Source organism: Marinobacter aromaticivorans (genome assembly GCF_002806975.1).
GTDB classification, from domain to species: Bacteria; Pseudomonadota; Gammaproteobacteria; order Pseudomonadales; family Oleiphilaceae; genus Marinobacter; species Marinobacter aromaticivorans.
Window position 1 is genome coordinate 16305 of the sequence record NZ_NIHD01000002.1, and the last position, 25625, is coordinate 41929.

The 25625-nt window shown below is 58.9% G+C and carries 19 protein-coding genes and 1 pseudogene; 9 read left to right on the top strand and 11 right to left on the bottom strand.

Translation table 11 applies throughout. From position 1 onward, the window contains the following. Positions 1-38 precede the first annotated feature (38 nt). Entirely contained in the window at positions 39-722 is a 684-nt protein-coding gene (locus CDH48_RS02890) for a GntR family transcriptional regulator (protein WP_100687233.1), read from the top strand. On the opposite strand, the gene CDH48_RS02895 is transcribed toward CDH48_RS02890, so the two are convergent. Together CDH48_RS02895 and CDH48_RS02900 are read right to left on the bottom strand one after the other, a co-directional pair. Further along, positions 703-2916, bottom strand: coding sequence for a patatin-like phospholipase family protein (locus CDH48_RS02895; protein ID WP_100687234.1), 2214 nt, complete (start codon positions 2914-2916; stop codon positions 703-705). The two genes, CDH48_RS02890 and CDH48_RS02895, sit on opposite strands and share 20 nt — an antisense overlap. A 31-nt stretch (positions 2917-2947) precedes the next feature. Further along, complete coding sequence (locus CDH48_RS02900) at positions 2948-3526, bottom strand: hypothetical protein (RefSeq protein WP_100687235.1); 579 nt, start codon at positions 3524-3526, stop codon at positions 2948-2950. Positions 3527-3754: 228 nt separating this feature from the next. Here CDH48_RS02900 and CDH48_RS02905 point away from each other — a divergent pair, with 228 nt between their 5' ends. Beyond that, positions 3755-4120 carry a hypothetical protein gene (locus tag CDH48_RS02905; RefSeq protein ID WP_100687236.1) on the top strand — a complete coding sequence of 122 codons (366 nt, stop codon included), beginning with the start codon at positions 3755-3757 and terminating at the stop codon, positions 4118-4120. A 15-nt stretch (positions 4121-4135) separates the two neighbouring features. On the opposite strand, the gene CDH48_RS02910 is transcribed toward CDH48_RS02905, so the two are convergent. From CDH48_RS02910 to CDH48_RS02945, 8 genes and pseudogenes are all read right to left on the bottom strand, one after another. Continuing rightward, on the bottom strand, positions 4136-6919 hold the full coding sequence (locus CDH48_RS02910) for an ATP-binding protein (RefSeq protein ID WP_100687237.1): 2784 nt from the start codon (positions 6917-6919) through the stop codon (positions 4136-4138). A 9-nt stretch (positions 6920-6928) separates the two neighbouring features. Next, the gene (locus CDH48_RS02915) at positions 6929-8389 is read right to left on the bottom strand and encodes a GGDEF domain-containing protein (protein WP_100687238.1); all 1461 of its coding nucleotides are present in this window, start codon (positions 8387-8389) and stop codon (positions 6929-6931) included. Continuing rightward, a complete protein-coding gene (gene xerC / locus CDH48_RS02920) occupies positions 8389-9348 on the bottom strand; it encodes a tyrosine recombinase XerC (protein ID WP_100687643.1) in 960 nt (319 codons plus the stop codon). Before xerC ends, CDH48_RS02915 begins: the two co-directional genes overlap by 1 nt. 4 nt (positions 9349-9352) lie before the next feature. Further along, on the bottom strand, positions 9353-10099 hold the full coding sequence (locus tag CDH48_RS02925) for a DUF484 family protein (protein WP_100687239.1): 747 nt from the start codon (positions 10097-10099) through the stop codon (positions 9353-9355). Between the two features lie 16 nt (positions 10100-10115). After that, positions 10116-11036, bottom strand: a complete 921-nt coding sequence (gene dapF, locus CDH48_RS02930; protein WP_100687240.1) for a diaminopimelate epimerase — start codon at positions 11034-11036, stop codon at positions 10116-10118. 14 nt (positions 11037-11050) lie between these two features. After that, on the bottom strand, positions 11051-12301 hold the full coding sequence (lysA, locus tag CDH48_RS02935) for a diaminopimelate decarboxylase (RefSeq protein WP_100687241.1): 1251 nt from the start codon (positions 12299-12301) through the stop codon (positions 11051-11053). Positions 12302-12446: 145 nt separating this feature from the next. After that, positions 12447-12527, bottom strand: a pseudogene (lptM, locus tag CDH48_RS19690) (LPS translocon maturation chaperone LptM); the annotation flags it as partial. A 69-nt stretch (positions 12528-12596) separates the two neighbouring features. Next, the gene (locus CDH48_RS02945; RefSeq protein WP_100687243.1) at positions 12597-15467 is read right to left on the bottom strand and encodes a class I adenylate cyclase; all 2871 of its coding nucleotides are present in this window, start codon (positions 15465-15467) and stop codon (positions 12597-12599) included. Between the two features lie 117 nt (positions 15468-15584). On the opposite strand from CDH48_RS02945, the gene CDH48_RS02950 reads away from it, so the two are divergent. After that, the gene (locus CDH48_RS02950) at positions 15585-18029 is read left to right on the top strand and encodes an EAL domain-containing protein (protein WP_100687644.1); all 2445 of its coding nucleotides are present in this window, start codon (positions 15585-15587) and stop codon (positions 18027-18029) included. A gap of 21 nt (positions 18030-18050) precedes the next feature. Here the strand turns inward: CDH48_RS02950 and argH are convergent, their stop codons facing one another. Beyond that, positions 18051-19460: an argininosuccinate lyase gene (gene argH, locus CDH48_RS02955; protein WP_100687244.1), complete on the bottom strand. Its 1410-nt coding sequence runs from the start codon at positions 19458-19460 to the stop codon at positions 18051-18053. 173 nt (positions 19461-19633) lie between these two features. On the opposite strand from argH, the gene CDH48_RS02960 reads away from it, so the two are divergent. From CDH48_RS02960 to CDH48_RS02985, 6 genes are all read left to right on the top strand, one after another. Beyond that, positions 19634-20596: a sensor histidine kinase gene (locus tag CDH48_RS02960; protein WP_100687645.1), complete on the top strand. Its 963-nt coding sequence runs from the start codon at positions 19634-19636 to the stop codon at positions 20594-20596. Positions 20597-20598: 2 nt separating this feature from the next. Further along, entirely contained in the window at positions 20599-21402 is an 804-nt protein-coding gene (locus tag CDH48_RS02965; protein WP_188437675.1) for a LytR/AlgR family response regulator transcription factor, read from the top strand. A 118-nt stretch (positions 21403-21520) separates the two neighbouring features. Further along, positions 21521-22462: a hydroxymethylbilane synthase gene (gene hemC / locus CDH48_RS02970; protein WP_100687246.1), complete on the top strand. Its 942-nt coding sequence runs from the start codon at positions 21521-21523 to the stop codon at positions 22460-22462. Then, positions 22443-23255: a uroporphyrinogen-III synthase gene (locus CDH48_RS02975; RefSeq protein WP_100687247.1), complete on the top strand. Its 813-nt coding sequence runs from the start codon at positions 22443-22445 to the stop codon at positions 23253-23255. Before hemC ends, CDH48_RS02975 begins: the two co-directional genes overlap by 20 nt. Before the next feature lie 8 nt (positions 23256-23263). Further along, on the top strand, positions 23264-24373 hold the full coding sequence (locus tag CDH48_RS02980) for a uroporphyrinogen-III C-methyltransferase (RefSeq protein WP_100687248.1): 1110 nt from the start codon (positions 23264-23266) through the stop codon (positions 24371-24373). Continuing rightward, positions 24370-25611 carry a heme biosynthesis HemY N-terminal domain-containing protein gene (locus tag CDH48_RS02985; RefSeq protein ID WP_100687249.1) on the top strand — a complete coding sequence of 414 codons (1242 nt, stop codon included), beginning with the start codon at positions 24370-24372 and terminating at the stop codon, positions 25609-25611. Before CDH48_RS02980 ends, CDH48_RS02985 begins: the two co-directional genes overlap by 4 nt. Positions 25612-25625 lie beyond the last annotated feature (14 nt).

The following is a 25625-nucleotide window of genomic DNA, read 5'->3' on the forward strand; positions in this document are numbered from 1 at the left end:
CTCATTTAACTAACCCTGCGAGCCCGACAAAACCATCCATGAAGGCCTTCAAACCCAAAGCGACACTGACCGAGCAGGTCGCCCGCCATCTCGAGAACATGATTGTATTCGGCCAGCTTGAGTCCGGGGAGCGCATTTACGAAGCCGCCATGGCCAAGCAGATGGAGGTCAGTCACGGCTCCATGCGGGAGGGCCTTTTACTCCTTGAAAAGCGTCACCTGGTCACCAATGTTCCCCGTAAAGGCGCCTTTGTCACGGCCCTCGACGATTATTTTGTGCGCAGCCTGTACGAAATACTGCAACTGTACCTGACACACACGGGCCGCAAACTCGCGCTGCAGTGGCAGCCGGCAGATCTGCAACGGCTGGAACAGCTTTATCAGCAGATGGAAGATCATTTCCACAACAACAACCTGATGGCGTTCCTGGATCTTGGCGTGGAATACACCAAGGCTTCCCTTGCCTACGCAGATAATTATTTTATTGTCGCAGCCATTGATGATCTGTGGCCTTCGGCCAGGCGCTGCGCCTTTGTTGCCTTCAAGCGTGGCGGCAACCGCGTACTGGAAGATAACCTCGTTCACATGCGCGAATCCATCAGTGCAATACGGGACAGGGATGACGAGAGGCTGGCGACCATTCTTCACCGCTACGCCCTGCAGCAGTGCCAGCAGGTGTGTGAGGCGATAGCTACAGGAAGCCCTAATAAAACAGCTGGGTGAACGAGAACCCAATATTCAGGTAGGCGGCCCAGTTATCCTGGTTGTTGTAGGCGGTGGCTATCTGTACCGGCCCCAGGAATGTATCCACGCCGGCAAAAATACTCCAGGATTTGAGCGCGCTGTTCCATCCGGCGTCGCTGAGGGAGGGCCAGGCATTTCCGGTTTCCAGACCCAACCCCGCAAACCAGGGCGTAATGGGTCCGCCAAAGGCCTGGCTGGCGTATACCGATACCATCGCGGCACTGTCGCCCGTAATCTGGCCCGGTGCATAGGCCGACAGACGCCGGAAACCTCCGAGCCGTACAGCATTTTCAATGCCCGGGTTTCCCCGGGTCACCGTATGTGCATAAAGCAGGCCGGTGAGATTGAAACCTTTCCAGGTATCTGTTCCCAGGGCCATACCGGTTACTGAGTCGAAATGCCGTTCGGAACCGAGACCTTCACGCTCCACCCGGCCCCGGATTCCCGCAAAAGCGCCCTCTCGCGGAAAAAAGGCATCGTCCAGGGAATCGTGCACCAGTTGCAGGCTGACGTTACCCTGGTGGACAGCCCCTTCTGGCGCCACCGGCGCCCCTACCTGTTTGTCGACCGTAGCGTAACCGCGGGCGTAGGTTAATCGAACCTCGGCATTGCCGCCAAGCTCCATACCCAGGCCCAGATCTGCCTGCCGGAAGGTTACATCCAGCTCGGCAATGCGCTGGCCGCTGGCGTCATATACACTGACCGCATCCCGGGAATACTCGGCCCCGGCTACCAGAAATCGCTCATAGCCATAATCCAGGGGTTGGTACCATTGGGTTCGAATGCTCGGCTCTGTACCCAGCTGCATGCCTGTCTGCCATTCGCCTCCAAGCCTGTTCAACTCGGTCACACGCAGAGACGACGCAAGATTGAAGCGGGTATCGCCGTCAAAATTATCCTCATAATTCAGGCCAAACGACAGATAATTGGGGCCCCAGCTTTTTTCCTGCACCTTGATTATGAGGCGTATTCCATCCGGTGATGACGACTGTGAGTAAGATACGATTTCGTAATAGCCCAGTCCGTATATCCGCTTCAGGTCGGCTTCCAGCATTTCAACATTCAACGGCTCACCGATTTTTTGCCGTATCCGCTCACGCAGGAAATCCCTGTCCAGACGGCGATCCTGCTCAATTTCAATTGCTGTGATCACACCCGCACTTTGGCTGGCGGAGGCCAGGCGTGACCTGTAGGCCTGCCAGGCTTCATTGGGCACGGCAAGCTGGTTCAGTTCTACTGCATGTTTCCGGGCTGCGCTGGCCCCGAGTTCAAACAGCACGGGTGCATTGTAGAAGTCTGCGGCGCCATGGCCTTCCAGGTCCGGCCGGATAAGCACATCCTGGTTACCCAGCAGGTCCAGCTGCTGGTCGGTATTGCGACGGGTCATGATGGTAGTCAGCTGGCCGAAAACGGAAAACGCTTCCCGCAGATCATCAGGCCCCATCAGCGTGTCCGTGATATCCACCGCAATAATGATGTCGGCGCCCATCTCCCGGGCGACACTGACCGGCAGATTATTCGCAATACCACCATCAACCAGCAAGCGGCCATCAAGCCTTGTCGGAGCGTAAACGCCCGGGATACTCATACTGGCGCGCACGGCCGTGGCAAGGTTGCCGTGACCAATCACCACCTGATCACCGGTTTCCAGGTCTGTGGCAACGGCGCGGAAGGGAATGGGCAGACGGTCAAAATCTTCAACCAGAGCCACACTGTGAGTCAGTTCGTTGAGGATAAACCCGAGATTCTGGCCGGCAATAATACCCGCACCAAGATGCAGGCCTTCAAGGCTGACGCCAAGGCCCGGCGTAACGGGAAATCGCCATTCTGTCTCCTTACGGCGGACGGGCTTGTATACACGGCCCGGGTCATCCCGGAAGCTGGACAACCAGTCCATATCGATAAAGCGCTGTTCAATTTCGGCCACCGACATGCCGGAAGCATAGAGCGCGCCCACTGCGGAACCGGCGCTGGTACCAACCACCACGTCCACCGGGATCCTCATTTCTTCCAGTACCCGAAGTACACCCACGTGGGCCATGCCTTTTGCCCCGCCGCCACTGAGCACAAGGCCAACCAGGGGCCGTTCGGTCGCAGCATCACTGGCTAGCGCCGGAAGCGATATGAACAGAGCGAAAACGAGAAAATTAAGGGACAACGCTGGCGATCGCATTAAAATCCGGCGGGCCCCGTTAACCCTGTTTTCACTTATTGTCCTGCTTGTCGTCAACCAGCGACAGGTGTGAGACATCCGGCACCACCGGTGGCGGCAAATCCCTCTCTGTGCCTATATCACTGCCGACCGGGGCAAGGGTCCAGTCCTCCAGGTGCTGAAACATGGGAGGCTCGGCCTCTTTCGGCTGCACCAGAGTGACACCAACCGGGTCGAGCCCGAGTGCTGAACCTGCGAGGATATCGTCCACCTTGTCGCCTGCTACCGGCAAACGATCACCCGGTTCAACCTCCGGCGCACGCTTGCCGGGTTGCGGGCTGGCCGGGCGGGGCGCCGGCCTCGCGGCTTCAGGCGTAGCGGGAGCTGGCGCCGGTTTTTCCTGGCTACCAGGCATTGGCTGAACGTAGGCCACCATGCCATGTTTGTTCAGCACGGCACGATACTTTTCCGCCTGTTCCTCATCCAGCTTGTTGCGGATAACAACCGGGCTGCCACTGAACATGCGCTCTATCTGCTCAACGCTGGCCTTGAACAACGCCCGGGCATTGCGCCGGGCCGTTGCCGTATCGGTGCCGGGGGTACACTCACCCTTGAATACGAGTTGGAACATGGGGCAACCCTCCTGCCTTCGGTTTTTCATTTCATGATAGTTGATACATCGGCCACGGGGGAGGCCCTCAAGCCCGTAACTCCCCGGGCAATACCTGCAAACTGCAAACAATTGAAAAAAACACGCCAGACCCCGCGCAATAAACGACAGTCTTTGCAATAATCAACCGTAACCAACCATTACATTCTGTTACACTCTGATCCGGAAACCGCACAGGAAGCCGAAACCATGAACATCCAGAATCTGATTCACGCTGCAGCCCTGGCAACACTGCTGGGAACACCAGTCGCCCAGGCGGAGAATCTGGATGTTGTAATGAGCCAGGTGTTTCCCCGGGATCACGCAACCTACATCGGCTATGAAAGCGTTGAGCGGGAAGATATCCCGGCTTCTTCAGCCATTGACCGCAAGTACCTCATTGTCGATTTCCGTCTTGCAGCCAGTCACCCCGCATCGGAGCAACTCCAGGCCAGCGTGCACAAGGTCTGTATGGCCTTACTCAAAGACCGCGAACTGATCCGGACGCTTTCCGACTCCGGCTACGACATGGTTTCTGTGGCCTTTGATCGCCGCACACAGTTCGACTGCCTGTAAAGGCCCCCGCCCGGTTCAGACCCCGCGCCCCAAAAGCCTCGGAAATGCTTCCAGTGAAGCGTTAACCGCATCCAGATTGAATGCGTCCACGTCCGTCAGCAGTTTTTCGCCATAGCGGGTCACCGACCGGGAACGATAACGCTGACCCCACTCCAATACCCGCTGGGCAAAGTCTTTCATTTCTTCCGGATCACCGCTTTCACGAACGGCCCGCCATTCATCACCAAAGTCTGCCGTCAACTGCTCCCTGAGCCAGCCCCGCTCCTGTATGCTCAGTGTCTGTGCCAGCAGCCGCTCAGACTCTTTGGTCTCACCTTCGTCTTCCGCCTGCTCACCGGTGACTTCAACCCGCGGCAAAGTGAGCGTGAACACAGATCCTTTGCCGGGTTCACTCTCCACCTCCAGATCCCCCCCCATCATCCGCGCCAGCTTGCGGCTGATGGCAAGCCCAAGGCCGGTTCCACCATAGCGACGGGCATTCTGGCCTTCCTGCTGTTCGAAGGCGTCAAAGATGTGCTCAAGCTGGTCAGGCTGTATTCCAATACCGGAATCCTGAACCCTGACCGTGAGCTTATACACCGGATGCTCGGAGCCCTTCCCGGTTTCGTCCCTGACCGGTTCAACCTCTGCCCGCACCGTAACCCCACCTTCATGGGTGAATTTTATGGCGTTGCCTACAAGGTTGAACAGCACCTGCCGAAAACGGGTCTCGTCCAGCACCATGGCCACCGGCATATCCGAGCCAACACTCACTTCGAGCGTAATGCCCTGCTCCCGCGCCCGCAGATCAAAAATGTGGCGCACGTCATCCAGTAGCCGGCGCACGGACACAGGCGAATAATCCAGCCGCATTTTTCCTGCTTCGATACGGGACAGATCAAGTATGTCGTTGATCAGCATGAGCAGGCTGCGACTGCCGGCCCGGATGGCATCCAGGTAATTGCGCTGCTGGGGGTCGGTAACACTGTTGCTGAGCAGATCGCTGTATCCGATCACGGCGTTCATGGGTGTCCGGATCTCATGGGACATGTTGGCCAGAAACTCACTCTTGGCACGGTTGGCCGCCTCTGCTTCACGGGCCAGGCGTTCCGCTTCCAGTTTCGCCGCACGCAGTTCATCTTCACTCCGGCGCAGCGCATTTTCTGAACGGATGCGCTCATCCACCTCCCGCGACAGTTTCCGGTTCCAGTACAGGAAGATGAGTACAACCACAATGGCGATCAGCACAACCCGTCGAACCACCGTGTAATCCGCTTCCTGCTCGATATCCAGGTGGATCCAGCGGTTGTAAATGGCTTCGGTTTCTGCCGGCTCCAGGCTCCCAAGCGCCTTGTTCAATATGCGGTGCAGCTCAGGGCTGTCTTTGCGAACCGCAAGCCGGAGATCGTATTGATAGGGTGTGATACTGGTGATCCTCAGGTTGGAAAGACCCAGCCGGGCAACGGTATAACTCACCGCCGGAATATGGGTCACCATTACGTCAAGATCGCCATTGGACAGCGCCAGCAGCCCCTCCTCTACCGTTGCCATGGGGTAGAGATCCAGGTTCGGATGGTTAATAAGCAGATAGTCGTGCGCAGCATGGCGGTTGACCACACCAACGCGCTCGCTCCGCAGCTCCCGCAAATCCCCGATAAACCGGCCGTCATCCCGGATAGCCAGGGCAATGGGTACGTTTATGTAGGCCCGGGTAAACAGAAACGACTCCTCGGTTCGCGGTGTACGCGACAAACCGGGCAGGATGTCCACCTCCCCGGAGATGAGCGCCTGTTCCGCAAGTACACGATTTTCAACAATCTTTCGCTCAAAGCGTGCACCCAGCTGCTTTTCCAGCCGCGCAACCAGATCCGGTACCAGACCGGTAGCCCGGCCGTCCTGGGCATACTCAAACGGCGGCCAGTCAGAGCGATAGGCAACCTTGAGCGAAGGATGACGCTTGAGCCAGTCAACATCCGACGCCGAGAGTTCAACGCCGTTCTGCTCCAACGCAGAGAGATCTGCCTGCAACCAGGATTGCCGGATAACCCGGTGCTCGTTGTGGCTGATAGCATCTACCGTCTGATCAAGAACCCGCAACAGAGTTGCATCCTGTTCGTCCACCTGGAAGACAACATCCACAGATTTCCGGTCAAGTAACGTTGACAGCCCAATGCCGTTGATCATGGCTGACTGCAGATAGTCCGAGACCACAGGAACCGGCCCGAGAAACGCATCGGCCTGGCCCGATAGCACGTGGCTGACCGCCTCTCCCAGGCCCTGTACTGGCACAGGCGTGAAGCTTTCAACAGACTCAAGCATGGCGTATTGATCGGGATCGCTTTCTACAACCGCTATGCGGCCATTCTCGAGGTCAGCCAGCGAACGGATAGCGGCGTCGCCTGCGCTGATAAACAGGCCGTAGGTGAGTGTCATCAACGGGCGGGTGAAGCGCTTGCCATCCGGCACAGGTGTGCCCGGAACCCTGGTTGTCAGCAGCGCGTCGATTTCCAGGCGTTCAGACACTGGCCCGGAATCCGCGCCCGCATTGACAACAACCGGTTCGATCAGAAGATCGAGTTTTTCGGACAACCTGGCCAGGTAGTCAATGTAGGTGCCGGCAAGCTCCCCGTTACCGGTATCAAAAACCAGAGGCACCTGGTCGGCACGCACACCGATCCGGAGGATTTGCTGCTCACTGACCCACTGCAAATCCTTGATGCCCAGCACCGGTGCCGGTGATGCCTGGGGCGGATCTGCCAGCACCGGAGATAGAAAAGCCGGCAACAGCCAGCATGACAGAAGCAAAAGGATGACCTTCACCGGATATCCTCAGGGGTTGCACTGGCTTGCAGAATGAGTAACCCGGACACAGTTCCGGCCTGCATCCTTGGCCACATAAAGCGCGCGGTCTGATCGTTCAAAAGCGGACTCTTCTGTATCGCCCGGGGCAAAAGCAGCCAGGCCCGCCGAGAAGGTAATGGTTACAGGTTCGCCCCCGAAATGAAATGGCAAAGCACTGATGTGAACCCGGAGTTTGTCCATCACAGCCTGTGCATCTTCTGGCGCAGTCTCCGGGAACAGCAACACAAACTCCTCGCCACCGAAGCGGGCCACAAAGTCTGTGTTGCGCAACCGGTTTTTGATTTCCCTGGCCACAAGCTGGAGTACCCTGTCGCCAGCCTTGTGCCCGTACGAATCGTTCACCCGCTTGAAAAGGTCGATATCCAGAACGCCAATGGTCAGGGGGTACTGGTAACGCTTCCAGCGATTGAATTCAAAGGATAAACGCTCCTGCCAGGCTTCCCGGTTGGGCAACTGTGTAAGCAGGTCTGTCATGGCTCGCTCACGCTCCTTGCGCACCTGTCCCTGCATCTGTTCAGAATGCGCCTCCATGACCGCGACCTTTTCCTGCATGGCCATCAGTTGCCCGGACAGTAGTTTTTCCCGCTCGGTTTCTTCAACCCGGAAACGACCAACCATTTGGCCAATAGACTCCAGATGACTGGTGACTGACTGCTTCAGCTCCTGGAGATCAGTGCTGGCTTCAATATGCCGGCCAACCTGCTGGATCTCTTCCTGAATATTGCGATCAAGCTTTTCGGCCGCAGCCTGGCGGCCAGACTGTGCAGAGGACTGCAGGGAAACATGCTCTTGCAGCATCTCAAGGCGTTCATCAAGACGCTTCAGAAAAGCTTCGAATTCCCTCTGGCTTCGGGTTACCGCAGCGATAACGAGATCTGCTACCTGGTCAAGCCCTTCACGCAGCTCATCCCAGTTATCACTGGTCAGGAGCGCTCTTTGAAGATTCCTGGCCGCCGTCTCAGCATCCGGTTCCAGCGAAACCTGCCCCAGTAACTGCCCCAGCAGATGCCCGACACGCCGGGCAATCCGAAGGCGCTGGCCTTCGCTTTCCACTGCCCGCTGGCGAATTGTAAAATCAACGTTATCCGCAGTTTCAGAATCAGATGTCTGTTCACAGGCGCTCGCCGCCGGGGGCCCGGGGCGTTTTTCTGTACTCCGGGCCGGCATGTCGTCCAACAATGCGACTTGCCGGTCGATCTGCTCCTGCAGCTTACGCCAACTGTCTACATCAACCCTGTTCTTGCGCAGATCTGACCGCACCCGTTCAAGCAGCCGGTCCAGTTCAGGTGCCAGTCCTGCGGACGCCAGGCTGGTTCGCACCAGCATGCGCTCCAGAGTGTTACGCTCAGCTTTCCAACGCTCTTCCCGCTGCTCTGCAGACTCAAGTTCCCGGAAATACTTGTCTTTCCAGGATTGATCTGATGACATCAACTGTTTCCTTCCTGATTGTCATGAGTGGCTGTATTGCGCCGGCGTGCCCTGGGGTGACTCTGGTCGTATACCCGGGCCAGATGCTGAAAATCAAGGTGAGTATAGACCTGTGTGGTGGCTATGTCCGCATGGCCCAGCAATTCCTGGACTGCGCGCAAATCACCACTGGATTCAAGCAGATGGCTGGCAAAGGAATGCCGAAGCATATGCGGGTGGAGCTTCTGATCCGCCCCTTTCACGATCCCCCAGCGACTCAGGCGAGCCTGGATGCTGCGGTGGCTCAAGCGGTCGCCCCGGCGGCTAACAAACAACGCCCGCTCAGACTCAGGTGCCAACTGCGACCGGACAGGCAACCACTGGGCGATGGCCTGTAACGCCTTGCGCCCAACCGGAAGCAATCGTGCCTTGCCGCCTTTACCCACAACCCGGGCCTCGCCAGCCTGGCGATCAACGGCGTCAATATCCAGGCTGGCCAGTTCCGCCAGGCGCAGGCCTGAGGAATACATCAGCTCGAACATGCAGCGGTCGCGTATTTCCAGCGGATCATCCGGCGCGGCGTCAAGAAGATAATTAAGCTGATCCACATCGGCCACGCCCGGAAGGCGCCGACGGCTTTTGGGGGCGCGAATATCCAGTGCCGGGTTATCCGAGGCCAACCGCTCCCGCAGCAAATACTGGTAAAAACGCCGGATTGCAGACAAGTGGCGTGCAATGCTGCGACCACTCAGCCCCTGGCGACTGAGGTGTGCCACGTAGCGGCGCAGATCGTGGCCGGAGACCCTGCCCCACCCGGGGCTGTCCTGCTCCATGAGCCAGGCTGCCAGGCGCTGCAGATCTCGCTGGTAGTTGGTGCAGGTCAGGGGTGAGAGGCGTTTTTCCGATGCCAGGTGCTGAATAAAATCCGCCAGCGGCCCGCCAAGCTCGCAGGATTGCCGGGCTGGCACCGGTGCCGACATCACCCTAGCGGGACTCCGTCGCAAGGTCAGCCACCGGCACTGCCGTGGTGTGGCGACGGAGCATCGGCGGCAGCAGCCTGCTGAGCGTGTCGCTTATGTAGCTGAGGAACAGCGACCCCATACCCTGATCAAAGTAGCCAGGCTGGCAACTGCCAACGGCGAACACTCCAACCAGTTCCTCGTGGCGCAGCGGCACCAGGGCAACCGAGGCAATAGGCTCATCCCGGTCGGGGAACAGGAACTCCCTTTCGCTCTCGCGAAACTGACCACAAACCGCTTTGCTGCCTTCCAGAAGACTGCCCAGGCGTTCCCTGGCTTCTGCCGGGCGCACAACATGCAGCGCTCCCTGGGAGCTGCCCGGCACTTCGGCGTCGGTAAACAGGATCACCGATGCAGCATCAAGACCGAAATCGCCACGAATACTGTCATCAATGGTGGACGCCATGTCCATGAGGTTCCGGGCTTCAATCACCTGCATGAGCAGGCGCTTGCTCTTTTCAAACAGGCGGTCATTATGGCGGGCGATGGAAACCAGCTCCATCAGTTCGTGGCGCAGGGTATCCCGTTGTTCGCGGAACAGGTGCACCTGGCGCTCTACCAGCGAGATCGCGCGGCCACTGTCATGGGGCAGTGTCAGGCTGCGCAAAAGCTCATTCTGATCGACAAAAAAATCAGGATTGTTTCGCAGGTAGTCTGCCACTTGTTCCCGGGTGAGCTCTCCGGCCTTCTGGCGGGCCGTTTGGTCTGTCATCGTGCGCTCCTGGCTGTCAGTGTCGTTGTTTGTTGTGTGGGCGACCGGGCTTCCTGCGCCGGCTGCCGGCTGCATCACCAGGCAGTCTCAACTGCCCTTCAAACACGCTTGTGGCGGGCCCTTCCATCATAACAGGCGACCCTTCCCCCTGCCATTCAATGGTCAGCCGCCCCCCGCGCAGTTCCACCTCTACGCGGTTATCCAGCAGGCCCCGCAGGCATCCGGCAACCACCGCAGCGCAGGCACCGCTGCCACAGGCCAGGGTTTCGCCCGAACCACGTTCGTACACTCTCAGGCGCACACGACTCCTGCTCAGTATCTGTAAAAAGCCGATGTTGGCACGTGACGGAAATCGCGGGTGGTTTTCAAGGCGAGGCCCCAGCTCTGAAACCGGTGCGGTATCCACATTGTCCACCAGGATAACCGCATGAGGATTACCCATGGAGACGGCACTAAGCTCTATGGTTTGCGAACCCACTTCCACCGAGTAAACCGTCTTCCTGCGTTCAGCAGCAAAGGGTATGGCAGGCGGATTCAGCTCAGGCACGCCCATATTCACCATGACCACGCCATCCCGGATCACCCGCAGTTCAATCACCCCACGGGCGGTCTGGACGCGAATAACCTTTTTGTTGGTAAGGCGCTGATCACGGACAAACTTCGCAAAGCAGCGGGCACCATTGCCACATTGCTCAACTTCGGAACCATCGGCATTGAATATCCGGTAACGAAAGTCCACGTCGGGCAGCCCGGGGGGCTCCACAACCAGCAACTGGTCAAACCCGACACCAAAATTCCGGTCCGCCAGTTCCCGGATCATTTCCGGGCGCAGACGGAAGGGCTGGCTGATGGCATCAACTACCATAAAGTCATTGCCCAGCCCATGCATTTTGGTGAACCGGAGCAGGGGGCCCTGATTACGACGTTGTGGGCTCATCGTCTCTGCGCCATTCATTCCGGCAAGCAGCTTTCGGGGGCGAGCTGATCCTCTATGGTTTCCCGACGCCGCACAACATGTACCTGATCGCCATCAACCATCAACTCTGGCGGGCGGTTGCGCGTGTTGTAGTTGGAGCTCATGACAAAGCCATAGGCTCCCGCCGAGCGCACGGCCAGCAGATCCCCGGCCTTGAGCCGGAGTGCCCGGTCCTTGCCAAGAAAATCACCGGTTTCACACACCGGCCCCACCAGGTCCCACACCTTTTCTTCCGCATCCTGATGCGGCTGCACCGGCACAATGGCCTGCCAGGCACTGTAGAGCGCGGGGCGAATAAGATCGTTCATACCGGCATCAATGATGGCAAAGTTGCGGTGCTCCGTGCATTTCAGCAGTTCAACACGGGTAAGCAGTAGCCCGGCATTGGCCGCAATGGAACGGCCCGGCTCGAGAATCAGCTCCAGCTTGCGGTCGCCGATACGCTCATCCAGGGCCCTGACATATTCGGCTGGCTGCGGCGGGGTTTCATCGTTATAGGTGACGCCCAGGCCCCCGCCCATATCCAGATGCCGGATGTGAATACCCTGTCCTGCAAGCGTGTCGATCAGCTCAAGTACCCGATCGAGAGCGTCCAGAAACGGAGCAACCGAAGTGAGTTGCGAACCAATATGGCAATCCACACCCTGGATATCCAGATTCGGCAAGGTGGCAGCCCGAGCATAAATCGCGGGAGCCTCCAGGATATCGATACCGAACTTGTTTTCTTTCAGCCCCGTGGAGATGTAGGGGTGGGTACCGGCATCAACGTCCGGGTTTACCCGCAGGGAAACCGGGGCTTTGACGCCCAGTTCACCGGCCACGGCATTGAGGCGATCCAGCTCGGTATCAGATTCCACGTTGAAGCAACGAACACCGGCTTCAAGAGCCCGGCGCATTTCCCACTCCTGTTTGCCAACACCCGAGAACACCACTTTGCCCGCATCCCCACCGGCACGCAGGACCCGTTCCAGTTCTCCGGCAGAAACAATGTCAAAACCGGCACCAAGACGCGCAAGCACATTCAGCACGGCAAGGTTACTGTTGGCTTTGACGGCGTAGCACACCAGAAGTCTGCGCTCGCTCAAGGCCCCGGTGTAAGCCTTGTAATGGCGCTCAAGGGTGGCCCGGGAATACACATAAGCAGGCGTACCAAAGCGTTCGGCAATACTGGCGACAGGCACATCTTCGGCGTACAGCTCGCCGTCTCGGTAGTTGAAATGGTCCATTTGTTTCCTGATTCGTTTAGCGGTGCGAGTAAGCGCGGGACTACTCTGTGTCTGTGCGCGGGTTACGCTCGTCGGGATGCTCGTTTTGTACCCGAAGGCTGTCCGATTCCCCGGCAGATCCGGATACTGCTTCCGGAGTGTCCCGGTACAAGGGGCCTTTCTGGCCGCAGCCAGCAAGTGCAGCCACCGCAACCAGAATCGCGACCGGCAATGTTATTGTGCGCATACTTGCCACCCTGAGTTGATATTGACTGAAGTATACCTGACCCGCGCCCTGCCCGGCGAGGCCCGCAGGCTATGGAAACGCCTCCAGTTCGCGGTTAAGGGCATCCTCCAGTACGGAGCGATAATAAAGGTACTGGGTGGTCTGTATATCCTGCTGATACACCCTCGGATCCAGATCGTGGGGCAGATGTACGTCGGTGAGGTAAACCGGGTAGCGATCGCGGCTCTGGCGCAGGGAATGAATGTAATGGGCAACCGCCGGGATCAACTGGTCCCCGTATTGCATCACTGTGAACTCCTGCTCACCACAGTAAAGGTCAAAACGTACCCGGCTCTCGCCTTCCTGAACGCCAATGGCCTGCACCTCGAGCCCTGGCAAAGATAAACCGGCATCCGCTTGCGGCCGGTATTCCGGACGCCAGAACCCGTTGCTGGCAACCAGTTCATAGCACTTCACACCGGCCATGGCCAAAGGCACGTCACTGTTGCGCAGGCTGCGCCGCTCCACCAGATTTTCCAGAAAACGCAGCAAAGGTGTCAGAACATGGCGGCGGCTGGTGACCGGCTGCTCCCAACCGAAGACCGAGCCTCGCTCATCAATCACCCAGATGCGTGCCCGCTCGCCCCTGTGTGCATAGAAAACCTGAATGCTGTCCGACTCACTGGCCTGGCAGGCGGCACGCAACCCCGGGTCTTCCAGCAACGCATGACGGTCGAAAACAACGGGCAGGTAGCAGTCCCTGGGTTGCGCCAGACACTCCATCAGGGCAGCCCGGCTCTCCAGCACAATGAATCCCGGCTCTTTGCCAATGAACTCCAGCAGGAAATACCGGCGATCCATTTCGATAACGTAGCGCAGGGGGTGAGGCCCGGCGCCTCCGGCAAAAAACTGGCGCAATACATCTGCAAACAGCTCCTGTACCCGGCGGGCAATCGCACTGCCGTGGCCCCGGTTGTGACTGTGTACCGTAATGCCGGGAATAACACGGGGGTCGAGAGCAACCGAAGCAAGCACATTCTTCAGGCACTGGATCAGGGTGTCTCCGGAGGCGTAGTGCTGAAGGCTGACCTCATGCCAGCTGTTCAGCGTGATCTGGTCAATAGTCACCACCAGATTCTCGCGCCCGCCGCTGAAACCCAGGGAGTCATGCCGTGCGCTGAGTTTGTGCAGGCCGCGCTCGGTCAGATGGGCCTGGGGGTCCACACCCACGTTAATCAGAAGAAGGTTACGCAGGGGGCGAACGCCACGGGCCAGGGCTTCCCGGCCTGCCGGCTCTACCGGAAAGGGCACAAAAGCCGCAAGGGCATCCAGCATTTCGCGCAACTCGTTGACGGAAGCAATGCCCTGCCCCGAGCGCAGGTTAAGACGGGTCGAGCGGGTGAGAAGACCGTTGCAATAACACCAGAGCACCAGTTCAGTGAGATTTCCGGAGCGTCGGATAACCGGCTGCCAGGACGCATCCGAGGGATCTTCCAGGTCGCGGTACAGCAACCAGCCATTGCCCGTTTCGCCCTGTTCTGACTGGTGATGGAATGACAGGTTTTCCTCCGCCAGCGAAGGTGCCAGCCCCGGATTGATCTGCTCGATCTTGCCCGCCTTGCGTTGAAAGGCCGCATAAAGCTTACGCCCGAGCAGATTGATATCATTGGCACTAATGGCTGCCTGCCTGCCGTGTTCGCGGGCCATCTTCGAGAGCAAACGGTAACTGTGGGTCAGTTCCGACACGACTGTGCGCCGCACGGAAGAGACCTCCTCCGCACGCCAGCGCTGGCGATTGTCCAGAACCTCAATCTGTTTCTTCTGCCAGCCCCATCCGGCAACCAGATTTCGCAGCAGCTTTGCCCGCCAGGGTTCTGCACCCTGGCCCTCGACCGTTCCGGTACGAGACAGCGGCAGCCCCGCCTTGATGTACAGGCTGCGCCTGACCAGATCCAGCCTTGAACCGGACTCTGCCGCACTCAGCCAATGCTCAAGGCGCTGGTACAGCATGACATAGGGATCCAGGATATCGGCATCGGTAACGCCACTGTATACGGCCTGTTTGAACACCCGGGACAGTACCGGCTGACCCTGCGTCTGGGCATAACATTCGATAAGCAAAAGCTTCAGGAGCGACTTCCATGGCGCACCGATGCCTTTGTAAAGCTGCCAAACGCCGGCCCCGAGAAACTCACTGGCGGGTATGGCCGGCACAGCACCAAAATCGATGTATTCATCACTGCGGATAAAACGGTAATCCACCAACCGGTTTACACATTCGCGATAGCACTCTTCCTGTTCCGATGGAATGAGCCACCACAGTGGATAACAGCCTCCCAGATGGATTCCTGTGCGGTAGAACTCATCCAGCAGCAAATAGTGCTGGGCGCTGCCGCAGTTTTCGCCGCTTACTTCGGCGCGCTGCCGCCCTTTACGCCAGTCGGCGGCGGAAAACACAAACACGTGCAACTCAATACCAAACGAGCGGGCCCAGGCCGACAGTTTCTCTGCCTTGCGCTCAAGGCACCGGATGCCCGGTTCCTCAAGATCCTCCCGGTGGCACAGCCAGACATCCAGATCGCTGGCGACGGAATGCCCCAGGGTACCGGGGCTGCCCATCAGAAACAGCGCTTCCAGATCGGCCCGGCGCTTGCCTTCGTCCCGCAGGCTGAAGGTACGAGCCAGGCGCCGCGCCGCGTTCACCGCACCCGGGCCTGGCTGATAATGGCTGAGGCCATAAGGACAATCAGCATCCAGGTAGCCGGGCAAGGCCGGGTGATTGGTGTGGAACACCAGTGGCAGGATTTCCAGCACAACCTGCTGCCGGTAGGTAAGTGAGGAGAGCGCTCGCTGCCAGCGCTGGCGATTAACCATGAGAAACCTGTCCCGCAGGCGGCGCAGGGTTTTGCGGTCAATGCCCTCATCAAAATCCAGGGCAATCGGCAGGGCGTGAGCAGTCAAGGCAGCTCCGGGGGAGAGGTTCTTTCCGGGTTGATTATCAGTATGATAAGTCCATCGTGGCAAAACCATCAGAAAAATAAAAGCAGAATAGATTTCCGTAAACCCGAGGTCCAGCCAGTGAAAGAGTTTGTCATACAGCGTTATCGTGCTGATGCACCCGCCAGCAACGGTCGCCAGACCCTGCTGCGTATTGACGACGAGGGCAAGGTGCTGTTTGCCGACCACAATGCCGAGGCTGTGCTGGGATACGATGCCAGCGAGCTGGAAGGTGTAATGGTGCAGAGGGTTCTGGCGTCAAGAGAGGACGACCCTTTCGCACCGGTGAACCGGCACCGTATTGAGAGCGGCCAGAACGTGCTGGTGACCTTCCGCCACAAGGAAGGTTTTTTCTACACCGCAAGCCTTTCGCTGCGCATCAGCATGCGCGATTCAGACGAAGCTGCCAGGGCCAGCATTACCCAGCAGGAGATCACTGCCATGGACCCCCGCTTGCTGCGCTTCGGGGAGAGCGCTGCAGGCTTTGGTATTTGGGAGCTGGATATCGCCAGCAACCGGATTACCTGGACGGAAGGACTGTACCGGCTGCTGGAACTGCAGCCCGGCACCAACATAACACCGGAACAGGCACTGTTTTACTGTCAGAGCAACCAGGGGCGCATTCGGGCGTTGTTCCGCAAATGCGCGCGAACCGGCGCCTCCTTCACAATCGACCTGGACCTTCTGACAGCCCGGCAAAAACCGGTTCGTGCAACCCTGAATGGCCGCGCACTCAAAGCCGGCGGCAGAGTGCGCAAGCTCGGTGGCACCCTGGTCGACCGAACCGGAGAAATGCAGCGTGATGTTTCCCGCGCACGGGTGGAACGGATTCTGAGCGCCACGACTGCTGCGAGCCCCGGGCTGATAGCAGCCGTCGACACGCATCTCAACCTGCTGCATGTTAATGCGCCCTATGCCAACCTGTTTGCCAGCATTTTCGGCAGGACACCGCGTGTCGGGGACAACCTCAGCCAGTTACTGGACAAATACCCGAACGAACGCCACCTGACTGAGCAGCTGTGGCAGCGTGCCTTCGAGCAGGACAGTTTTGTTCTGGACATGCCCATTACCCAGCAAAGTGGTGAGTGGCCAGTCTACGAGTTCCATTACCGGCGCCTGACCGACAACCGGAATAACACCACAGGGGCCGTCGTTGTAGCCAGTGATACCAGCAGTCGCGCCAGCACTGACGGTGACAGTGAATACAGGTACCGGCACGACCCGGTAACCGGCCTGACCAACCGACGGGAATTCACAACCCGCCTGCGCGCGAGTGTGGAAAACAGAAACAGCAGCCCAGACCATTGCAGCCTGCTGTACCTGAACCTCGATGCATTCGGGCACTTCAATCATCTTGCCGGTAACGGCGCGTGCGACCGTTACCTGAGAGAACTGGCCAGCTGCCTCGATGTTCGCAGCCGGCCTCAGGACACCCTGTCGCGGCATTCCGGGGATACCTTCGCCCTGCTCATTGAAAACAGCACCGAGCCGGCTGCCAGGAAAATTGCCGACGACACCCTGAATCTCATTCGCAACTTTGTGTTCGAATGGAATGGGCATCAGCTGCAGACCACGGCCAGTGGCGGCCTGCTGATCATGGGAAAAGACACGCCCGCAGACCCGGAGCAACTGCTGGGCCAGGCTGCAGACCTCTGCCACGATGCGAAGACTTCCGGGCGCAATCGGGTACATACCGCTCATGCTTACCGCCCGAAAGCTGACAACAACGACAGCAACCAGTACGTTGACCAGATTCGCAAGGCCCTGGACCAGCAGGCCCTGATCCTCGAATTCCAGCGGCTGAAGCCGTTAGCCAGCATCACCTGGGGCGACCACGTAGAAATCCTGTGCCGGGTTCCCGGGCACGACAGGCAGGAACAGCCGTTGCAGCCGGATCAGTTTCTGCCGGCGGCGGAGAGATTTGACCTTGCCAAGCGGCTCGACCGACAGGTGATCATGCAGACTCTCGCCTGGCTGGATGATCACCGACTGCTGGAACCAAGGCTCAAGTACTGTGGCTTCAACCTGTCCCTGGCCAGCGTTCTGGACGATACCTTCGCGGATTTCATGGAGTCTGTGCTCCGGGTTTCAGACTACCCTGCGCAGTGCTTCTGCCTCGAAATACGCGAAGCCCATGCCAGTCAGCACCCGGACGAGGTTGCGGTACTGTGCGATGCCCTGCACCGGATTGGTTGTCGCATCGCCCTGGAAGGCGCGGGGGCGTCCGTAGAGAGCTACAACCTGGCTGCAAGGCTGCCGGTGGACATGATCAAGCTGGATCGCAGCCTCATGCTCCGGCTGGGGGAGGATCCGGTCCAGCAGATCATGGCAGAAGCACTGCACCGCATTGCGCAGGACGCGGGAAAAACCACGGTCGCCACGTTTATCGAGAATGACGACATTCTGCGCAAGGTCAGAACCCTTGGCATTCACTATGGTCAGGGGCACAGGCTGTCACCCCCCAGACCCCTGGCGGAACTCACGCCGGTGGCGGTCGACCTGGCCACCGGGCGTCTCGGCGGCTGAGCCCCTCACCGGAGCGGGGTCTCAGCCCAGCAATTTGCGCGCCCGCGCTACGGCCGCACGCACCTGAGCAGGTGCGGTGCCGCCGAGGTGATCACGGGCCTGAACCGAGCCTTCCAGCGTAAGCACATCAAATACATCTTCATCGATGGTGTCAGAGAAGCGCTTCAGCTCTTCCAGCGTCATGTCCGACAGATCCCGCTCTTCGGCAACACCAAAAGCTACCGCCTTGCCGACCACTTCGTGGGCATCGCGGAAGGGCATGCCTTTTTTGACCAGATAATCCGCCAGATCCGTCGCCGTAGAGAAACCGCGCTTGGCCGCCACACGCATGTTGCCGGCCTTGGCACGGATTGCCGGAACCATATCGGCGTAGGCTTTCAGGCACCCTTTAACAGTATCCACGGTATCGAACAGGGGTTCCTTGTCTTCCTGATTATCCTTGTTATACGCCAGCGGCTGGCTTTTCATCAGCATGAGCAAGGACATCAGATGGCCGGTCACCCGCCCGGATTTGCCGCGAACCAGCTCCGGCACATCGGGGTTCTTTTTCTGCGGCATGATGGAGGAGCCGGTGCAGAAGCGGTCCGGCAGATCAATAAAATCAAACTGCGCTGAGGTCCACAGCACCAGCTCTTCACTGAAGCGCGAGAGATGCGTCATCAGCAGGGCTGCAAAGCTGCAGAACTCAATGGCAAAATCGCGATCACTGACAGAATCCAGCGAGTTTTCAGAGGGCCGGTCAAAGCCCAGCAGGCGAGCCGTTATGGAGCGGTCAATCGGGTAAGTGGTGCCGGCCAGCGCCGCTGCACCCAGTGGCATCACGTTCACCCGCTTGCGGCAATCCTGCAGGCGCTCGGCATCCCGTACCAGCATTTCATACCAGGCCAGCAGGTGATGACCGAAAGTCACCGGCTGCGCGGTCTGCAGATGGGTGAAGCCGGGCATGATGGTATCGGCTTCGCGCTCGGCCAGATCCAGCAGGCCGGCTTGCAGGCGCCGGAGCTCCTCGGCAATCACGTCAATTTCATCACGCAGGTACAGGCGAATATCGGTCGCCACCTGATCGTTCCGGCTGCGGCCTGTATGCAGCTTTTTGCCTGTAATACCTATACGATCCGTTAACCGGGCTTCGATGTTCATGTGAACATCTTCGAGGCTTACGGACCATTCAAAGCGCCCTGCCTCAATGTCTTCTTTGACGCCGTTAAGGCCGGCAATAATGCGGTCGCATTCTTCGGTTGTCAGCACACCAACTTCTGCGAGCATGGTCGCATGTGCAATGGAGCCGGTGATATCGTGATGGTACAGCCGCTGATCAAACCCGACGGATGCGGTAAAACGCTCCACGAAGGCATCAGTGGGTTCGCTGAAGCGTCCGCCCCAGGGTTTTTCGGAGGTTGTGGCCTGGTCAGGTTTTTTCTGATCCGTCATGGTCTATCTTTCCTGCTGGCAGCCCGGCATTATCTGGCGGGAACTGGGTACATTGAACGTGGCGGGAGTATAGCATTCTGACCCGTAGAAAAGAGACTCCTCTGGGCAGAGACAAGGCAGCCGTGCTGCCGGATTTTTTCGTACCGGACCTGTGCCGGGTGCGGTCTGTATTCATGCTGCTGATTACCAGCGAACTGCTGGTACTGGTGCTGGCCATTGTTCAGGCCAGCGACGGCTGGATTGACTGGAATTATTTTGCGCTGCTGTCGCTGTTCGTACAATGGACCACACTCACCAGCGCCGCCCTGATCTGCCTGTTGCGGGCGCGCCTGGCCAGAATGTCCACACCCAGGGCCACACTGGCCATATCAGCCATCGTACTGCTGGACGTGCTGGCTTTCAGCCTGTTTGCCGACAGCGTTCTGCATCCGCAGCCGGGCATTCTGGACTGGCAGGCCATTGCCAAAAAATTACTGCTGGCCCTGCTGATTGTGCTTATGGTGTTGCGCTATTTCTATCTGCAGCACCAGTGGCAGCAGCAGCGGGAAGCGGAGATGCTGGCGCATCTGGCAGCACTGCAGGCGCGTATACAGCCGCACTTCCTGTTTAACAGCATGAACACCATTGCCAGCCTGATAGCCACTGACCCGGAGCAGGCCGAGGAAGCCGTTCTGGATCTTTCCGAGCTTTTCCGTGCCAGCCTGCGCACCGGTGACCAGCTTATTCCCCTGGCCAGGGAGCTGGATCTGTGCAAGCGCTATCTTGCCATTGAGTCCCTGCGTCTCGGCCCGCGCCTGCAGCTGGAGTGGCACATCGCCGAAGGGCTCGAGGGCCAGGCCATTCCGCCGCTGACACTGCAACCGCTGGTAGAGAACGCGGTTTATCATGGTATACAGCCCCGTCAGCAAGGCGGCACTGTGCGTATCGAGGCCGAGGTGCGCGGCAACTTTGTGTATCTGCTGGTGCAGAATCCAAAGCCTGAAGGCACTGAGAACCTGCACAAGGGCAACCGCATGGCACTGAGTAATATACAGGCCCGGCTGCAGGCATTATTCGGCGAGGCGGCCGTTCTCAAACACAGCCACCAGGGAAATGTTTACACTGTGACCATGAGACTACCCAGAATCACTCATTGACCATGACAAAACAGAAAATCCTGATTGCGGATGATGAGCCCCTGGCTCGCGAACGATTGAAGCGGCTGGCAGAGAGCCTGCCAGAATACCGGGTATGCGGTGAAGCTGGTGATGGCGATACGGCTCTTGCCCGGGTTGCAGAGCTGCACCCGGACATTCTTCTGCTGGACATTCGCATGCCGGGCCTGGACGGCATGGAGGTTGCCGCACGCCTGAGCCAGATCAACAATCCTCCGGCCATCATTTTCTGCACCGCCTATGACAGCTATGCGATCCGGGCTTTCGATGTGCAGGCCATTGCCTACCTGCTCAAGCCTGTGCGCAAAGACGCCCTGGCCGAGGCACTGGCCCGGGCCGGGCGGGTAAACCGGGTCCAATTACAGGCACTATCCAGCCAGGCGTTCGCCACCGGGGAATTCCCCGGCAGCCCCGCTGGCAACCCCGCAAACATGAATCCCGGCGACGACGAACAGCTGCCTGTGCGCACCCACCGGGGTACCGAGCTGATTGATATAGCCGGCATCCGCTATTGTCAGGCGGATCAGAAATACGTGACCATCCACCACACCCGTGGCGAAACCGTTTCCGACTACACCTTGAAAGAGCTGGAAAATGCCTATCCGCGCCAGCTACTCCGGATTCACCGCAATACACTGGTCGGTGTGCGCTTTATCCAGGCTTTGAAGCGCACCCCGGAGGGCCACAATCTGGTTGTGCTCAGGGATGATCTGGGCGAGCTTCAGGCCAGCCGCCGGCACACCAGCAACGTGCGCCATTGGCTGCAGGGGCAACAGCCCGGGGGCTGAATGCAGCCTGAAAGCAGAACCGGAACTGCGCGCGCTGCGAGGCCACCGGCATCCACGGGACTTTTTCGGCGCCAGAGGGTAACCTTGGCAAACACTTTCACAACCGACAGTGAGTATCATGTCCAAACGAACTCTTCGTGTTGCAACCCGCAGCAGCGCCCTGGCGTTATGGCAGGCAGAATTTATCAAGGCCGAACTGGAACGCCTCCACGACAACGTGGTTGTGGAGCTGGTCAAGATCAAAACCCAGGGAGACAAGATTCTCGATGTTCCCCTGGCCAAGATTGGCGGTAAGGGCCTGTTCGTAAAAGAGCTGGAAGAAGCCATGCTCGACGGCCGCGCGGACCTTGCCGTGCACTCCATGAAGGATGTCCCCATGGCTTTTCCTGAGGGCCTTGGGCTGGTGGCGATCTGTGAACGGGATGATCCAACCGACGCCTTTGTGAGCAATGACTACGAAAACGTTGACGCCCTGCCCCACGGTGCCGTGGTAGGCACGGCCAGCCTGCGCCGGGAATCCCAGCTGCGCGCCTACCGCCCGGACCTGGAAATCCGGGTTCTGCGCGGCAACGTGAATACCCGCCTGGCCAAGCTTGACGCCGGCGAATACAAAGCCATTGTTCTGGCCAGCTCGGGCCTGAAGCGCCTGGGCTTCCATGACCGTATTCGCTACTCCATGCCTGACACTGTTTCTCTGCCGGCTGTTGGCCAGGGCGCTCTGGGAATCGAGTGCCGCCTCAATGACCACGAATTGCGGGCGATGCTGGAGCCATTGAACCATCCGGACACAGCTGACCGGGTGAAAGCCGAACGCGCGCTCAATCGCCGCCTGGAAGGTGGCTGCCAGGTGCCCATTGCCGCTTACGCCCTGCTGGAAGACAAAGACACGCTATGGTTACGCGGGCTGGTAGGCGCGGTGGATGGAACACAGATCCTCCGGGTTGAAGGCCGGGCTCCGCGAGCCGAAGGCGAACGTCTTGGCCGTGAACTGGCAGAGGACCTTCTGGCACTTGGGGCAGACAAGATTCTGGCTGAAATTTATGGCCACACTCCGCACTGATTCTTCCAGCCTGGCCGGTCGGCGTGTTCTCATCTGCCGGCCTGAACCGGAAGCTTCCCGCCTGGCCCGGCAGTTTCAGGCTGCCGGCGCTCAGACCCGTGTTTTTCCGCTGGTTCAGAGAGAGCCACTGGCAGAGACTCCGGAGCGGCGCGCAACCCTGCTCAGCCTTGACGAGTTTTCTCACGTTATTGCGGTCAGCCCCTATGCCGCCAGGTTGTTGCTGGAAGAACTCGACACCTGGTGGCCGCAACTTCCCGTTGGCATCAACTGGTACGGCGTGGGGGCCGGCACCGCCAGGGTCCTGGCTGAATACGGGCTCAAGCCCCACATACCCGATGAAGGCTGGACCAGTGAAGCCCTGCTGAAGCTACCCTCACTGGCGCATTTCGATGGCGAGCGGGTGCTGGTTGCCCGCGGCGAAGAGGGGCGGGAACTTACCCGGCAAACGCTGGAAGCCCGTGGCGCCCGGGTTACAATCATGCCTCTGTATCGAAGATTTTGCCCGGACTACAGCAAAAAACAGATCAGCACAGCATTGCATGATTTCTCAGCCGATGCAGTCATTGCACTGTCGGGGGAAACCCTGAACAATCTGATCGCACTATGTGCCAATTGCAGCCATAATCTATACGATAAACTCGTTATTGTTCCCGCCCGGCGTATAGCTGACCAGGCTGTAGCCGCGGGTTTCAATGCTCCGTGTATACCAGGAAGCCTTGCCGATAATGACATCGTGGCCGCCGTCGCAGAACACCTGACAGGCCGGGACGGTGGCTCCGGAAAAGCCAAGTAAGGACGCCCGTGACTGAAACAACAAAACAACTGCCCGCCCCGATCGCCAAGGAACAGCCCGCCCGCCAGAAAGTCTGGCCGGCCTGGACTATCGCCATACTCGCCCTGATCAGCGTTGCCGCACTGGCACTCTGGAACTGGCAGCAATGGAACGGCCATCAGGCCACGATGCAGACCCTGAAAAACCTGCAGCAGGATACCGCTCAACTGGAAAGCCTGTACGGCGACAGGGGTAGCGAGCAGAATCAGCGACTGCAGTCTCTGGAAGACAAGATCTCCTCCCAGCGTGAGTTGATTGCCACTCAGCAGCGGCAGATTGATCATAATGCCCGGGAACTGCTGGAAGCCGGGAACCGGACCCGCACGGACTGGTTACTGGCAGAGGCTGAATACCTGCTGCGCATTGCCAACCAGCGGCTGTTGATCGAGAAGGATATTGGCGGCGCCATGTCTGCCCTACAGGCCGCTGACGAGGTACTGGCAGAATCCGACGATATCGGTGTATATCCGGTACGTCAGCAACTTGCCCGGGAAATCCTCGCCCTCAAGGGCATTGCCGGTGTTGACAGGACGGGCCTCTATCTGACCCTGGAAGCTGCCATTGACAGTGTTCACCAGCTCACGGACCAGGCCCTTATCAGTGAGCAGGCACCCGGATTTATCAGCGATGCACGCGGCGACCCGGGCCAGGAAGAAGGCGGCGAGCCAGGCATGCTGGCCCGGGCCTGGGAAAAGTTCAAATCCACACTGATGCAGGTGGTTGTGGTTCGGCGCCTGGATGAATCCGTCAAACCCCTGTTGTCACCGGATCAAAGCGCCTACGCCCGGCTCAATCTGCAGTTGATGCTCGAAGAGGCCGAAATGGCCGTACTCAGGGGCAACCAGCCACTGTATGAGCGGGCCCTTGCCAAAGCACAGGCCACAGTGAACGACTGGTACGACAACAGCAATCCCCGGGTAAGCGCACTTGCTACGACCCTTGCCGAGCTGGCCACCCGTAACGTTGCGCCGGATCTGCCGGATATCAGCAAGTCACTGGACCTGCTCAAGCAGCGTCTCGCGGGCAGGCTCAACAACGGTAACGGAGAAACCGCAACCCGGGGAGGCGATGATTCATGATTCGCCTGCTTCTGATCATTCTGTTCGCCCTGCTCATCGGCACTGCACTTTCCCTTGGGCTACAGTACGACCTGGGCTACATTCGCATCAGTCTTGGCAACTATCTGGTCGAAACCAACTTCTGGGTTGGTCTGGCACTGCTGGTTGCTGTGGTTGCGCTGATCGTACTGGCCATCGGCCTGTTACGCCGCATGCGGCAGAGCACCGGGCTGATGGCGGGCTGGATTTCCAGAGGCAAGGAGCGCCGGGCACGGCGGCGTACAACCAAAGGCCTGCTGGCACTGGCGGAAGGTAACTGGCCCAGGGCCCGCAAAATGCTGACATCGGCCGCCAGCCACGCCGATACCCCACTGATCAACTATCTGGCAGCAGCACAGGCCGCTTTTGAGTGTGGCGACCATGAGGCTGTGGATGAATTACTGCGCAAGGCTTTTGAAAGCACACCTGGCTCGGATATGGCGGTGGGTATAACCCAGGCCCAGTTGCAGCTTGCCGGTGGCCGCCTGGAACAGGCACTGGCAACGCTGGTGCGCCTGCGCAAGGAATCTCCGCACCATCCTTTTGTTCTCAAACTGCTGAAAAATACCTACCTTCGACTTGAGGACTGGCGCGAGCTTTCAAAGCTGCTGCCAGAGCTGCGCAAGCGCAGTGTTCTGCCGGAATCCGACCTGGGGGAACTGGAGCGCCTGGTATGGCATAACCTTCTTGAACGGGCAGCGGAAGATTGCCGGCGCCGGCAAAAAGAAGACCCTGACGCCTCACTGGAACCGCTTACCCGCCTATGGGACGAGCTGCCGGGATTCCTGCGCCGGGATGAGAAAACCATCGGGGACTATGCGCGCCTGCTGGCTGATCTGGGTGACGAAGCCCAGACAGAAACCCTGCTTCGCAAGGTTCTGCAAAACCACTGGAGCGATAGTCTGGCCAATCTCTATGGCCGGGTAGAAGGGCGCAAGCCGGACGAACAACTGCTTACAGCGGAACAGTGGCTGAAAGACCGGCCTAATAACGCTGAGCTGCTACTGGCGCTGGGGCGCCTGAGCCTGCGCAATGAACTGTGGGGCAAAGCCCGGGAATATTTCGAAACCAGCCTGAGGTTACAGCGCAGCCGGGAAGCGCTGGCAGAGCTGAGCCGCCTGAACGCCCACATGGGCGAAGAAGAAATGAGCATCAAGCTCATGATGCAGGGGCTTGCCAAGGATAACGGATTGCCCGAGCTTCCCATGCCCAAGGCCTGACACGCCGAAAACCG